The organism is Asticcacaulis benevestitus DSM 16100 = ATCC BAA-896 (assembly GCF_000376105.1).
In the GTDB taxonomy this organism is placed as follows: Bacteria; Pseudomonadota; Alphaproteobacteria; order Caulobacterales; family Caulobacteraceae; genus Asticcacaulis; species Asticcacaulis benevestitus.
In genome coordinates this window covers 20463-33452 of record NZ_AQWM01000038.1, presented here as the reverse complement: position 1 = coordinate 33452, position 12990 = coordinate 20463, and the positions used below count along the sequence as shown (strand labels likewise).

Sequence of the window (12990 nt, the reverse complement as noted above, 5' to 3'; positions counted from 1 at the left end):
TTGCTAAAGGATATCGGGCTGGAGCAACGCTCAACGCCCGTCAGAAGTCCTGAATCCAATGGCATGGCGGAGGCCTTCGTAAAGACGTTCAAGCGCGATTATGTCAAAGTAAACCCGCTGCCCGACGCTCAAACCGTCATCGATAATCTACCAAAATGGTTTGAGCACTATAATGAACTTCACCCCCACAAGGCTTTGCGCTATCTCTCACCGAGAGAGTTCAGAGCCATGCAATCGAAAACCTGATCCTGTCCGGGAATTAGGGGGCAACTACATCTGGGAGATGGCGTTATTGAGAGCCTGGCATCAATGGCTTCCGGATACGGCAGGACTTCGAGCAGTTGGCCGATGCTGGTAGGCTGAGGCTTGGTCCGCTCCACGGCGTGAGCGGAATGATACCGTAAGCTCCCGACGGAGGATGTGGAATTTGTCTAACTATTATCTGTCTATGTGGTGAGAGAAGTCCCGAAGAAAGGGAGTACACCTTACGCACAGCTTGCGCTTTGATCCAAGTTGTGGATTTTACTTTCTAAATCAATGCCTTGTGCGAAATTTGTGTTTGTAATACGTTTGTCGAACAAAAATTTGTTCTCTTATTTATCAACGAGTTAGATGTAATACAATTGTCGAACAGCCACATTTAGCGTCCTTTTTTAAGAAAACCGCTCCCCATCTGCGGGTGACGTGGTTGCCCAACAAAACCGGCACTGGATGGGCTTATATCTTCACTTTTCCACCCCAGAAACGAGCCATTTTCATCTGAAGGAAAACCCAAATCGTGCTTGAGAGCCTGCGCGGCAAGGGCAACATTTCGAAGATATGATACCGCGAACGCAGGCTACAAATCGTCGCAATCTTTCCAAACGATGTCTATCTCGCCGCCAAGGTAGTGAACGGCCTTGATGAGACTGGCGATGCTGGTGCTATTATCTGACCTTCCAAAATATCGAGCCGCACCTATCGTGCGCGCTAGCTGCGCAAGCGGTAAATTCTCTTCCTTGCATTTGTCCCGTACTGAGCCAACAGCGGGATGGCGAAATTTCTCAGCTATTCGACGGTGGCAGCGGTATTTCTTGAATGCCTTTATTTGGGCATAGATTGTTTCCCATTTTCGAGGGGCAAACATTTTTGTTATTTCGGAGCGATGGACTCCGTCCTCCCAAGCTCTGCGCAAACGCATTAGTTCGGCGCCCGTCCAGGCCTGGCACCGGCGACCAATCTTGAGATGGCCAACGCGAGTGACGATTGCGAATTTTGTGCGGCGGGGCAGCGCTAATACGAGTGCCACGTAATCCGGATATAATTTGGTGATTAAATTGTCCTCATCAGTGTGCCAAATAAGGTGACCCATTTAATGCTCCCAAACTGCAATAATTGAACCTCCGAGGATCGATAGCGCCCGGCTTATGGCCCAAGGATCAAGCTTGGTGGGTGCAACGAAGTACCTACGCCCGACCCACGAATCCAACTCAGTCATGGTATAGCCTTGGTCAAAAGCCCGCCGCCGGATCAGGTCAACAATGCGCATTCCCGTTTGCTTCGGAGGTTTTCGCGGGCGCCTGATCTTTAAATGCGACGCCTTGCCGTAGATCTGAACTTTCGTCCGATCGCCGACCTTGACCACTATATCGCCGATCGGCACGCCGGCCTTGTATGGCGGAACCATCCGATGCTTTTCGTCAGGTTGCCAGTATTGGACATGCTTTTTATAACCGAGCTCACGCGCCTTGCATTTGACGGCGCAAGCTGTTCGGTGTGGAAGCCGTTCTTCGATGGCCTGCCAATCTGGCCAGAACTCTTCGATCACGTCGATTTCCGGCGGCGTCCATATCAGTCGGCCGCTCAGGGTCCGACCGGTCCTGCGCATAAACCTTGTGATGGACTGTTTCGCATTTACGCCACGTTTTATGGCCTCGGATACGTACATGGCAAATCCTCAGTCTGGATTGCCCCCAACTAAGGTATTGAAAGCCGAGTCCCGAAGATTGACAATGCCGAGCGGGCGTCGGGCATAGAAAAGCCACCGGTGAGGGTGGCTTGGAGGTATGGCGGAAATGCCATTATTTAAGTGTTGAGTTCGGCGCTTTAAATTGACACCTATAAGCGCTCAGGGCGATGTGTAGCACCGTGGCGGCCCGGTTAGTCACGCTCCGCTCCCCCGCTTTTATTAAAAACGACGTTCCCGTTACGTGCTCACGAATAGGATTTAATCCTAAAAGTAGAGAAGATATTGATTACCAAATCGAACAAATGGAGAACAAAATTCGTTGTAAGATTTCTCTTAGCATGCGATAAATGAGTGTCAATTTTAAATTGACACTTCAGGTGTAGCCTCTTCATTGGAAGAATGCGCATCAGCTTATGACCCGAAAGGAGGGTTCGCAATGGCTATTATATCATCCGCTTTTGGCGGAGTCACCCTAACGGGCTCCGATGCCAGAAAGTTTCAAGACCAGGTAACCTACGGGCGCCCTAAAAGTGCGGCCATAGAATCCGTGAAGCGTGGCGTCGAGATGGCCAAAGAGTACAAGCATACGGGTTACGTTCAATTGAAAACGAAGCCCAAGAAATAGCATGCCTGAGGATACTTTCGGTTTGCGTCCGCTGCAAGCTGACGACAAAACGAAGATATCCAGCGGTGATGCTGATTTTGCTCCCCTGTCTCAATTCTTGAAAAAAGATGCGAAGCGCTTTGAGCGGGAAAGCTTGTCTCGAACCTATGTCGCCATCCATGAATCCACTGGCAACATTGCCTCGTATATAACTCTCGTATGTAGCGAGGTTAAGTCTGATCCGCAGTTGATGCCGGATGGTGGGGTAAATTTTCGATATCCCCATTTTCCGGCAATCAAAATAGCTCGATTGCTAACCGACCAAAAATTTCGAGGGAGAGGCTTGGGGGAGGGCCTTATCGACTTTGCGGTGGGTAGAGCCAAAGAGGTAATATGCCCGACGATAGGCTGTCGTTTTATTATGGTAGATTCAAAGCAGAAATCAGTGACGTTTTATCAGAAGTGCGGTTTCACGCTGATCGATACGCCTGAGAATAAAGCTTTAGCGACGCCGGTTCTGTTTATTGATTTGCACAAAGCTGCAGCGATGGCCTGACGGGCGCATATTCACCGCCCCGTTTCCTCAATCCTGAATGCCTGGCGCTTAAGATCCGCTGCGGCCTTGCGCAGTTTTTCTGCAAGCTTCTCAGCGTCGCCGTTTACATCAGCGGCACGAGCAGCGGCTTCCATAGCCTCGGCACGGAAGCGGAGCTTAAACGCCTCGTCGGCTTGGAGGTGTCTCATTGCCCTCTTAGGCCTTCACGTGGATCGACCGGCGCGTCCCACTTCACGGGTTTATACTGGCCACCGCACCCGCCGAGCCACTTCTTCGTATAGGTGGCCATCTTCTCGACCTTGCCGTCTTTGAAATAGACCACGACGAACTTGTTGATCGCTCCTGAGCGCGCGCAATATTGCCAAGCCTCTTGATTGCCGTTCAGTTCGCGATTGCCGGGGTCTTTCATGATACCCAGCACAGTCAGCTTATCGTTGCCGACCTCGATCAGAGCGGATTGAGCCAGTTCCTTTTGGGAGCCAGCGTAGGCCGGCGCGGAGGCGAGCAGGGCTCCTACGAGCGCGGCGGTGATGATGCGTTTCATGATTCCCCCTTTAGTTGTTCGCTCAACCTATGCTGACAAGAGGGCTAGGGCAAGGGCATCTATCCGGTACAGCGTGCCGGGAAGGTTGTTGGTGATAAGGGGGCACTAAGTCCGGACAAGGTAAAATTCGAAACCAAATACCAGAGGTTGACTGCTTGACAGTTTCGTGAAGAAATCATTAACATTGATTCAATCACGGGGGAAAAATGGCGGGCACTAAGACTTTAACGGAACACCGTGATCAATCTCCTGACGGTCGCGCAACTTCACGTATCGAAAAATCCTTTGAAATAGCCGGCAACTTCCGAAACGCCTTAGGGCCTTTCCTTGAACGCGCCCTAGGTTATTTGTTCACGGTGGTCAGCGGCAGCATTGGCATATATATGGCCGTAGCGGATCAGCCTGCAACCGCCGCCGCAGCAATCGATCGACTGACCCGAATTGCTGATTGGCTAATCGTCGGCGCCTTTTGCATGTCGATATACATCATATGCCAAGACATTGTTTCGACTTGGCGTCGCTCGAAAATGGTCGATCTTCAAAATAGAGTCGATGAGCTTGAACGTGTTCTGGCGCAAAAAAAATCCGTTGAGGCCAAGGTGGCCGAACGGTTCAAGACCCTTGAACGACTACGATCCGAATTTGATGCCTACCTCATGAATGTTTCAGACCGCACGAGTCAGACCATAAAAAAGGCAATATCTGAAGAGGAAAAGCGTGAACTGCTTCTACTAGGTAAAACCAATGCTGAAGCATTGACGAAAGAGCTGGGCGCCCACCTTGAAAAGGTGTGCTTGATTGCTGTCGAAATCATAAATGAAATCAAAGGGGTCAGCCAGTACGACACCGTGGCTGTTAACATCAAAGTGTTCGCCGGATCCGCCGCAAGGCCCATTTATACCCCGATTGTTCGGGTTGGCCGAAACGCGCAGTTGCGCTTAGATCACGACCGCAATATTGACCGCACTCAACGTAGAGGATGTCTTGTGAAGTCCCACTACTGCTATAGAAAGCTTTTTTACGAGGAAACGGGGTCTAGGCCCTTTTTCGTGGTGCCAGACCGTGAGCAATTATCTAAAAACATCAATGACGTGTACTCGCATCCCAACGATACCGACGACCACTTCTACCGGTCTAGCATAGTCACCCCGATCAAGGGCCCGTTGCCCTCTAGGTACATAAAGACTAAGACACCTTACACGGAGCTTTTGACTGCCGATGGCGCTTACAAAGGTTTAATTTGTGTAGACCATAGCCAGCCACGATTTTTTAACGACGTTGGTGATAACAATCCTGAGGTGAGCGTAATGCAACACTTTGCCTCGCACGTGTACAATGTGTTAAAAGCATTTGAAGTCGTGTTATCTTTGAACGTGGACATTGAGGAGAAGCCAGGTGCCCCAGCCAAAAAAAGCTGAAGAGTCAGCTATACTCCCCGATGAAAGAACTGTCGGGTTCGGCCTGATTAGGGTCGGGGGACGCTTTGTGGAGAAGTCTAAGGCTGGCAGTGCGCGCTGGGATCGATTTGCGTCACTTCTACATCAGGCATACCTCAGCCGAGGCGCACAGACTAAACCTTCACTTGATGAATAAGTACCTCTTTAGGTCGATTGAAAACTGCGCATCTTACGACGTTTGCTTTGGCTGCCAACATAGCCTTCCATGGCTTTGTTGGCCAATGCCTCCGCGACGATCGGCACCGTTAAAAATCTAAAATTTGTGGCGCAACTCATCCAGATAGTCTGACCACCACTGAGCCATCTTGACGCGCTCGTCCCAGTGTGTGCCCCGGTGATATGCGGCTCGGACATTATCGCCATCCTTATGAGCGAGAGCACGCTCGATCGCATCGGGCGCCCATTTCCCTGATTCGTTCAGCAGCGTACTGGCGGTGCTTCTGAAACCATGCGATGTCATTTCGTCGGAACTGTAGCCCAAGCGCCTCAAAGCGGCATTGAGCGTGTTCTCGGACATGGGCCGCAACCAAGTGCGAAGGGCAGGGAAGACATACTTGCTATGTCCGCGCACAGCTTCGCCTTCCTTCAAAATTGCAATCGCTTGACGGGACAGCGGCACGGCATGTTCCTGTCGCATCTTCATCTTTGCCGGCGGAATCCGCCATACTGCGGCATCAAAGTCTATCTCAGACCACTCAGCGTGACGAAGCTCGCCTGGTCGGACAAACACGTGCGGAGCCAGTCTTAGAGCCAATTTGGTTGTGGTGTTGCCTTCGTAGCCATCGATGGCTCTTAGCAGTGCCCCCACGGCCTTGGGTTCTATGATGGCGGCATGGTGTGTCACTTTAGGGGATATTAGGGCCTCGCCGAGGTCAGCTGCAGGATTGTGGCGTGCCCGGCCAGTGATGATCGCATACCTGAACACACGAGCCGCAAATGCCCTCATGCGTTTAGCTGTCTCATGGGTGCCGCGCGCCTCAACCTCTTTTAGAGCTGCCAGCAGTTCATACGGCTCAATGTCAGATATCGGTTGTCGGCCAATCGACGGCTCAAGTAGCGATAGCAGCCATTTGGCTTTGCCAATGGTCACCTCTGCCAAGCCCTCACGCTCCCGCTTGGTGATAAACTCCTCTGCCACCGCCTTGAACGTGTTCTCGGCCGCCATCGTCGCAGCTACCGCCTTGCGCTTCTTATCCGCCCCAGGATCTATCCCTGCTGCCAGAAGCTTCCGTGCTTCATCGCGTTTTAACCTTGCCTCTTTCAGGCCGACGTCGGGATAGACGCCGACGGTCAGCTGCTGCTCTTTACCGTTGAGGGTGTATTTGAAACGCCACCATTTTCCACCGGCCGGCGACAGGATCATGAACAGACCCTTTTCGTCGTAGAGCTTGTACTGCTTGTCCCTCGGTTTGGCGTTACGAATAGCCGTATCGGATAAAGCCATTACGAAACCTCATGGGGTTGGGGTCAGTAACCCCAGAATCAGGGGTCATTTTAAAGCGACGGCGAGAAGTGCCCCCGTGAGTGACCCCAAAATAGACCGGATACATACGAACAAGGAAAGACAATTAGGGACAATCAAGTCTCTAAACTACCATATTATAAAGGGATTTTCAATCATCAACGCACTGATGCGGACGTAGCCTTGGTGCCCCCGGTCGGACTCGAACCGACACTCCTCGCGGAACCGGATTTTGAATCCGGCGCGTCTACCAATTCCACCACAGGGGCCTGCAGGAAGGAGGTCTGATAATGGCTTTCGCGCATGGGTGCAAGCCCGAAAACCGCCTTCAGACATCAAAGAGTCTTGCACATGGTGATATGCGGGATCGTCACCTCCTCGAAAACCTCGCCCTCGGCCACATAGCCGTTTGCGGTATAGAAAGCCTGCGCCGTGACGCGTGCCGCCAAGATGATCCGCGTCTTGCCTTGCGTCTTGGCAAAGGCTTCGGCGGCGGCGAGCAGGTGCCGGCCGATACCGGCGCCTCGCTGGCTGTCATCGACCGCCATCTGGCGCAGTTTCAGCGTCGTATCGTCATAGGGCGACAACACCACGGTGGCGACAAGGTCTTCACCCTCGAAGGCGGCCAGATGCGTGTCGGTCGTTTCGGCCGCCAGTTGCGCCGAGGTGAAATCGAGCCCCAGGGGCGTGCGTAAAACGGCGCGGCGCAGATTGACCGCCATGGCGTAATCATGGGAGGCGTGGGCGATGTGACGGATGGTAACGGACATAGCGTTTTCCTCGAACAGATCAGGTGTCTAAGCCCGTGCCATAGGCTTGGCAAGTTGCGACCATGCCATGATGAGCAATTTACAAATACGACCTGCGTAGGGCATATCTTTATAAGATTGGTCTCACTAAAGCTGAGGCTCAAATGCCCTGCAAGCGGAGATAGATACGATGAAAAACCTTGGTAAAATGGCGGCTATGGCCAGCGTGACGACAGCTCTGGCAGCCGTTTTGGCGGTCAGCGCCTGTTCGCCGAAGCCAAGCGAAGAGCAGGTAGCCGCCTCGCAAGCCTCCGAATCGGCTGCCATGTCGATCACCGCCGCCGAAGCCGCATCGCAAGCCGTGGCCGGCGCCATGGCCAGCGTCGATGCCACCGGCTATGTCGGCAAGTGGACGGGGCCAGAAGGCACGTCCCTGACCGTGACCCCGGCGGGCGGCGCCTATGAGGTGATCATTACCAATCTCGACGGTCCGCGCACCTTCACGGGCACGCTGGAAGGCGACGGCATTCATATTGTGCGCGATGCGGCGCCGCTGGTCATTCACAAAGGCGATGGTCAGGCCACGGGTATGAAATGGCTGGCGGAGAAGAAGGATTGCCTCGTCGTGGCCGCCAATGAAGGCTATTGTAAAGATTAACGATTGTCGTAAGGCCTCGCATAGGGTAGGGCGAAAGTCTTAGCCTTATGCGAGAGATATTATGGCCGACGAAGACGAACTGGTAGTCAAGGACTCCAACGGAACGCAACTGCATGACGGCGACAGCGTCACCCTGATCAAGGATCTTAAGGTCAAGGGCAGCGGCGGCGTGACCCTCAAGCGTGGCACCCTGATCAAGAACATCCGCCTGACCTATGATGAGGATGAAATCGAGTGTAACGCGGACAAGGTCAAGGGGCTGGTGCTGCGTACGGAATTTGTCAAAAAGGCTTAAAGAACCTCATGGAAAAGGCGGGGCGCCATCACAGGCTTTTTCAGGCTATCGTCTTGCTGGCTCTGGCCATCGGCCAGATTGCCACGGCGCGGCTGACCGAGTTTCTCGGCATCGGCCAGGCGGTAGAGATACGTTCGGCCGTGCTGGGGCACCCGCTGGTGCCATGGAAATATGCCTTTATCATCTGGGGCTTTATCTATTTTTACAGTCTGGTCGCCGCCATCTGGCAGGTGCTGCCGCGCCAGCGACATGACACGGCGCTGCTGGCCACGGGCTGGAATATCGCCGGGGTTTATCTGGTCAACTGCATCTGGCAGATCTGGGTGCCGGTGATGGATATCGACTGGATCAGCGTGGCGCTGATCGTCATTGGCCTGTTCTTTGGCATCAACGGCCTGTTGCAACTCAAGGCGCTGGGCGGTCTGACCCGGCGCGAGCGGCTCTTTATCTACAGCCCTCTGGCGCTGGTGACCGGCTGGCTGACGGCCGCGGCCTTCGTCAACTTCACCTCGGCCATGCTGGGCACCGGCATCGGCCTCGACCCGACGGAGCTGTGGGTGTCGGCGCTGTTCCTCGTGGTCCTGATCGCCTTTGGCGGATACATGGTCTGGGTGATCTGCAGTTCGGTCTATGCCATAGCGTTGATATGGGCTCTGTTCTGGATTCTGATGGCCAATCTGCACCGCGAACACGAACCGGTCATGGTGTGGCTGGCGGGTTTCGGTATCGTCGCCGTGGTGGCCATGCGCATCGTCACCATGGTGATGAAGCCCTTCATTCCCAAAGCGCAGCGCATCGAAAGCGCCTGATTAGAAAAGCCCTCTCCTTCATCAGGAGAGGGCTATATCGTTATGGCAGATCGCGGGTGGCCTGCACCTTGGCGTCGCCGCCATGGCTAAGGGCCTTGCGGATGCCGGCGCCATAGGCCGGGTCGATCCGGTCGAAATGGACCAGCGCCCGATTGATGATGAACTGTGGCACGCCCTTCATAGAGCCTGCGACATTCTCACAGGTGCGCCGCTGCTCACCGGCATCGAACAGCCGGAACAGGTTGCCGGCCTGCGTGTAGTCGTCATTGCCCTCGCGGTGGTTCCAACGATCGGCATCGCCGGAGATACGCAAAGGCGGCTCACGGTATTCCGGCGCCTGAGCCGGACCGCCGAAGCTGTTGGGCTCGTAATAGGCATCGGGGTTTTTGAAGTTGTCGAAGAAGCGCATCGATCCATCGGCGTGATAGTGATTGGCCGGGCACTTCGGTGCATTGACCGGCAGGGCCTCGTAGTGGGTGCCCAGGCGGTAGCGGTGGGCGTCGGCATAGGCGAAGATACGCGCCTGCAACACCTTGTCGGGTGAGAAACCGATACCGGGAACGATATTGCTCGGCGAATAGGCCGCCTGTTCGATGTCCATGAAATAGTTATCCGGATTGCGGTTCAGTTCCATGGTGCCGACCGGGATCAGCGGGTAGTCGGCGTGCGGCCACACCTTGGTCAGGTCGAACGGATTGTAGCGCGTCGTGTCGGCGTCCAGTTCCGGCATGATCTGCACCTTCAGATCCCACTTCGGGTATTGGCCGGCCTCGATGGTGCCGAACAGAGCCTCCTGATAGGATTCGCGCGTCTCACCGATCAGCTTCGCCGCCTCGGCATTGCTGTGATTGACCTTGCCCTGGCGGGTCTTGAAGTGGAACTTGACCCAGAAGCGCTCGTTGTCAGCGTTGATGAAGCTGTAGGTGTGCGAGCCGAAACCGTCCATGTGCATGGGAGACACAGGAATGCCGCGATCGGACATCAGGATGGTCACCTGATGCAGGGCTTCAGGCGACAGGCTCCAATAATCCCACATGGCGGTGGCCGAACGCAGATGCGTCTTCGGGTGGCGCTTCTGGGTATGGATGAAATCGGGGAACTTGTGGGGATCGCGGATGAAGAAGACCGGCGTGTTGTTGCCGACCATGTCCCAGTTGCCTTCCTCGGTGTAGAATTTCACCGAGAAGCCGCGCACGTCTCGTTCGGCGTCGGCCGCGCCCAGTTCGCCGGCCACGGTCGAGAAGCGGGTGATCAGTTGCGTCTGCTTGCCAACCTCGGAAAAGATCTTGGCGCGGGTGTATTTTGAAATGTCGTGGGTGACCGTGAAGGTGCCGTGCGCGCCCCAGCCCTTGGCGTGGACCACGCGCTCAGGAATGCGCTCGCGGTTCTGGTGCGCCAGCTTCTCGATCAGTTGATAGTCCTGCAGCAGCACCGGACCGCGCGGACCGGCGGTCAGTGAGTTCTGGTTGTCGGCGATCGGCGCGCCTGCCGTGGTGGTTTGGTGGAAAGGGCATTTTTGTTCGGACATGGATTGTCTCCCCTGAAGTGGCGTTTAAGATGGCAAGGAACGCGCCGTCATGACCTCAGGTTAAACGGCAGGGCGGCCAAAGAAAAATTGATTGTATTTTTATTTGGCATAAGCTGACCTTATGGTCTTGAACAATAATGATGTGGGGGAATGATGCAGATCAGCGCAGCGACAAAGGATGACAAGGCGGCCTGGTTGCCCTTGTGGCGGGCCTATCTCGATTTCTACAAACAGGCGCTGGATGACGACATCACCGACCTGACCTTCGCACGCGCGCTCGATGACGGGGAGAGCCTGAACCTGCTGGTGGCCAAGGAAGGCGACACGGTCATGGGTTTCGCCACCTATGTGATGCACCGCTCAAGCTGGGCGCGGGCCTGGTATTGTTATCTCGAAGACCTGTTTGTCGATGAAGCCGGCCGCGGCAAGGGCGTGGGGAAGGCGCTGATCGCCGCGGTGGCCGAGGCCGCCCGGGAAAAAGGCGCCGAACGGCTCTATTGGGTCACGGAGGAGGCCAATACAACCGCTCAGGCGCTGTACGAAAAGGTGGCGACGAAGACCGACTTTATCCAGTTTCGCCGCGATCTGTGATTATTTCAGCGCGCCATCCAGCGCCTGATAGAAGGCTTCGGGCTGATCAAGCATGATGAAGTGGCGGCTGTTGTCGATACGGATGAAGGTCATGGCCGGTTTGGCCGCATAGTTGCTTCTGTAGATGGCGTCGGTGGCCTCAGCGTTCTGGCCGGCGCTGACGGGATAGAGCAGCGTGGCCGGCGTGGCGATGGCGGCCAGGTCAGGGCGCAGGTCGATCATCAGGTCATCGTAGAAGCTCTGGGCAAGGACGCGGCGATCGGAGGTCATAGACCAGTCGAGCACTCGGGCCTGATCGGCGGTTGATGCAACCAAGCTTTGCGCCGTCTGGCTTTGTTGGCTTTTGAAAACCTCGGCCGGTGTGCTGATCATGCCGTCGCGCAGGGCGGTCGCTGTGGGTTTCAGCATATCCACCGTGGCGGCCGGATTGAAGATGACGCCGACATAGGGCAGGGCGTCGACGATGACGAGCTTGCCGGCATCTTCCGGATGGGCTTTTGCCAGCATCAGGGTCATCAGGCCACCGAGCGAGTGGCCGATCACGACCGGCTTTTGCAGGTGGTTGGCCTTGATGTAGGCATCGAGGGCCGCGACCGAGGGGGCAAGCACTTCGCCCGTGGCATTGGCGCCGGCCGGTTCACCGGCGAAACCGGCCAGATTGAGCACGTGCAGGCGGTAGTGATCTTTCAGGTGGGCCACCGTGCCGTCCCAGACCGCCGCCGAGGAAGCGAGGCCGGGGATCAGGATGATGTCGGGGCCGCTGCCGGTGACGCTGACAGAGAAGCGCGCCGAAGCGGCATCAGGATAAGGCGTGGCGGCTTTTGACTGGCTGACGGCGACGCAGATGGCGACCACGACCGCGACGAGGATGGCGACATAACGGGCGGGCTTGCCGCAGAAGGCTATGAGCATGGGGGATGTTCCTTAAAGATTGAGGGCGGCGTGAATCCCGTCATGCAGGACCGTGGCGACAGATGTCTGATCGGGATCAGCCTGAACGAGGCTGAAAAAGGCGATGAGGATAACGGCGCCACAGATGACGGAGCGTAAGGCCTGTAAAAAGAGCGCAAGGGGGCTGATACGCTCCGTGGGGATGCGCAGGGACATGGGAAAGTGCCTTTTCGGTGAGAGGTTTAGTCGCCCTGGGACGTGCGGTAGGGGTTCTCGAAGATGGCTTCAACCGGCAGGTCAAAGACGCTCGATATCTTGTAGGCCAGATCCAGCGACGGCGAGTGCTTGTCGGTTTCCAGAGCGATGACGGCTTGCCGGGAAACGCCGAGCTGGGTGGCGAGGTCGGCCTGGGTCAGGCCTTTGAGGGTACGCAACTCACGCAGGTTTTGTTTCATGCTGCCTGCCTCATGATCAGGCTTGTCACGCCGAACAGGGCCCAGAACAGCGGATAAACGAGATAGAGCGAGAAATGGTGGGCGCCCGCGTTTTCTTCCATAAAGCCCCAGGCCGTGCAGAGAAACAGGGTCAGACCGGTGGCGATGATGAAGCGCTTTATCAGCACGGCGCGCACATATTCGTCCACGCGCTCGATATAGGCGAGGAATGTCAGAATGGTGCCGCCGATAGGCAGGGCGGGCAGGACGGCAAGGCCATATAGCAAAGGGCCGGTGGGGTTTTGCGCCTTGATCAGCAGAATGGAGCCAAACAGGGCGGCTACATAGAGCACCATCCAGATGGCCATGCCAAAATTGTAACGGGCGACGGGAGATTTCAGGTTCATGTGTCGAATTCCAGATTGAGTTGATACGGCACCGGTGTAAGGCTGACCTTACATCGT

General features: G+C 55.5%; 17 protein-coding genes and 1 tRNA gene. 7 read left to right on the top strand and 11 right to left on the bottom strand.

What is annotated here, in order from left to right; all coding sequences use genetic code 11:
• Nucleotides 1-246 (top strand): integrase core domain-containing protein (locus B060_RS25350; RefSeq protein WP_018083657.1); only part of this gene is annotated, 246 nt, incomplete at its 5' end.
• Nucleotides 247-838: 592 nt separating this feature from the next.
• On the opposite strand, the gene B060_RS0120345 is transcribed toward B060_RS25350, so the two are convergent.
• Together B060_RS0120345 and B060_RS0120340 are read right to left on the bottom strand one after the other, a co-directional pair.
• On the bottom strand, nucleotides 839-1351 hold the full coding sequence (locus B060_RS0120345; RefSeq protein ID WP_018083656.1) for a hypothetical protein: 513 nt from the start codon (nucleotides 1349-1351) through the stop codon (nucleotides 839-841).
• Nucleotides 1352-1927: a hypothetical protein gene (locus tag B060_RS0120340; protein ID WP_018083655.1), complete on the bottom strand. Its 576-nt coding sequence runs from the start codon at nucleotides 1925-1927 to the stop codon at nucleotides 1352-1354. It abuts the gene before it with no gap.
• Between the two features lie 647 nt (nucleotides 1928-2574).
• Between B060_RS0120340 and B060_RS26300 the strand changes: the two genes are divergently transcribed.
• Nucleotides 2575-3108: a GNAT family N-acetyltransferase gene (locus B060_RS26300; RefSeq protein WP_018083653.1), complete on the top strand. Its 534-nt coding sequence runs from the start codon at nucleotides 2575-2577 to the stop codon at nucleotides 3106-3108.
• Nucleotides 3109-3292: 184 nt separating this feature from the next.
• Here B060_RS26300 and B060_RS0120320 read toward each other — a convergent pair whose 3' ends face one another.
• Complete coding sequence (locus tag B060_RS0120320) at nucleotides 3293-3652, bottom strand: hypothetical protein (protein ID WP_018083651.1); 360 nt, start codon at nucleotides 3650-3652, stop codon at nucleotides 3293-3295.
• 206 nt (nucleotides 3653-3858) lie between these two features.
• Here B060_RS0120320 and B060_RS0120315 point away from each other — a divergent pair, with 206 nt between their 5' ends.
• The gene (locus tag B060_RS0120315) at nucleotides 3859-5070 is read left to right on the top strand and encodes a hypothetical protein (protein ID WP_018083650.1); all 1212 of its coding nucleotides are present in this window, start codon (nucleotides 3859-3861) and stop codon (nucleotides 5068-5070) included.
• Between the two features lie 292 nt (nucleotides 5071-5362).
• On the opposite strand, the gene B060_RS0120310 is transcribed toward B060_RS0120315, so the two are convergent.
• The 3 genes from B060_RS0120310 to B060_RS0120300 all read right to left on the bottom strand — a co-directional run bounded on the left by B060_RS0120310 (nucleotide 5363) and on the right by B060_RS0120300 (nucleotide 7341).
• Nucleotides 5363-6553 carry a tyrosine-type recombinase/integrase gene (locus B060_RS0120310; protein WP_018083649.1) on the bottom strand — a complete coding sequence of 397 codons (1191 nt, stop codon included), beginning with the start codon at nucleotides 6551-6553 and terminating at the stop codon, nucleotides 5363-5365.
• Between the two features lie 202 nt (nucleotides 6554-6755).
• Nucleotides 6756-6840, bottom strand: a tRNA-Leu gene (locus B060_RS0120305).
• A 66-nt stretch (nucleotides 6841-6906) separates the two neighbouring features.
• A complete protein-coding gene (locus B060_RS0120300; RefSeq protein WP_018083648.1) occupies nucleotides 6907-7341 on the bottom strand; it encodes a GNAT family N-acetyltransferase in 435 nt (144 codons plus the stop codon).
• A gap of 169 nt (nucleotides 7342-7510) precedes the next feature.
• Between B060_RS0120300 and B060_RS0120295 the strand changes: the two genes are divergently transcribed.
• From B060_RS0120295 to B060_RS0120285, 3 genes are all read left to right on the top strand, one after another.
• Nucleotides 7511-7978, top strand: coding sequence for a hypothetical protein (locus tag B060_RS0120295; RefSeq protein WP_236621676.1), 468 nt, complete (start codon nucleotides 7511-7513; stop codon nucleotides 7976-7978).
• Nucleotides 7979-8039: 61 nt separating this feature from the next.
• A complete protein-coding gene (locus B060_RS0120290; RefSeq protein WP_018083646.1) occupies nucleotides 8040-8273 on the top strand; it encodes an alkylphosphonate utilization protein in 234 nt (77 codons plus the stop codon).
• An 8-nt stretch (nucleotides 8274-8281) separates the two neighbouring features.
• On the top strand, nucleotides 8282-9082 hold the full coding sequence (locus B060_RS0120285; RefSeq protein ID WP_018083645.1) for a hypothetical protein: 801 nt from the start codon (nucleotides 8282-8284) through the stop codon (nucleotides 9080-9082).
• A gap of 40 nt (nucleotides 9083-9122) precedes the next feature.
• Here B060_RS0120285 and B060_RS25340 read toward each other — a convergent pair whose 3' ends face one another.
• Nucleotides 9123-10610: a catalase gene (locus B060_RS25340; RefSeq protein WP_018083644.1), complete on the bottom strand. Its 1488-nt coding sequence runs from the start codon at nucleotides 10608-10610 to the stop codon at nucleotides 9123-9125.
• Nucleotides 10611-10760: 150 nt separating this feature from the next.
• Here B060_RS25340 and B060_RS0120275 point away from each other — a divergent pair, with 150 nt between their 5' ends.
• The gene (locus tag B060_RS0120275) at nucleotides 10761-11201 is read left to right on the top strand and encodes a GNAT family N-acetyltransferase (protein WP_018083643.1); all 441 of its coding nucleotides are present in this window, start codon (nucleotides 10761-10763) and stop codon (nucleotides 11199-11201) included.
• Here B060_RS0120275 and B060_RS0120270 read toward each other — a convergent pair whose 3' ends face one another.
• The 4 genes from B060_RS0120270 to B060_RS0120255 are packed head-to-tail and all read right to left on the bottom strand — an operon-like array spanning nucleotide 11202 to nucleotide 12933.
• Nucleotides 11202-12113 (bottom strand): alpha/beta fold hydrolase, encoded by a 912-nt coding sequence (locus B060_RS0120270; RefSeq protein ID WP_018083642.1) that lies wholly within the window; start codon nucleotides 12111-12113, stop codon nucleotides 11202-11204. It lies immediately after the preceding gene.
• A 12-nt stretch (nucleotides 12114-12125) separates the two neighbouring features.
• A complete protein-coding gene (locus B060_RS0120265; protein ID WP_018083641.1) occupies nucleotides 12126-12308 on the bottom strand; it encodes a hypothetical protein in 183 nt (60 codons plus the stop codon).
• 26 nt (nucleotides 12309-12334) lie between these two features.
• Nucleotides 12335-12547: a helix-turn-helix transcriptional regulator gene (locus B060_RS0120260; RefSeq protein ID WP_018083640.1), complete on the bottom strand. Its 213-nt coding sequence runs from the start codon at nucleotides 12545-12547 to the stop codon at nucleotides 12335-12337.
• Nucleotides 12544-12933 (bottom strand): hypothetical protein, encoded by a 390-nt coding sequence (locus B060_RS0120255; RefSeq protein WP_018083639.1) that lies wholly within the window; start codon nucleotides 12931-12933, stop codon nucleotides 12544-12546. The genes B060_RS0120260 and B060_RS0120255 overlap by 4 nt, the downstream gene beginning before the upstream one ends.
• Between the last annotated feature and the right edge of the window lie 57 nt (nucleotides 12934-12990).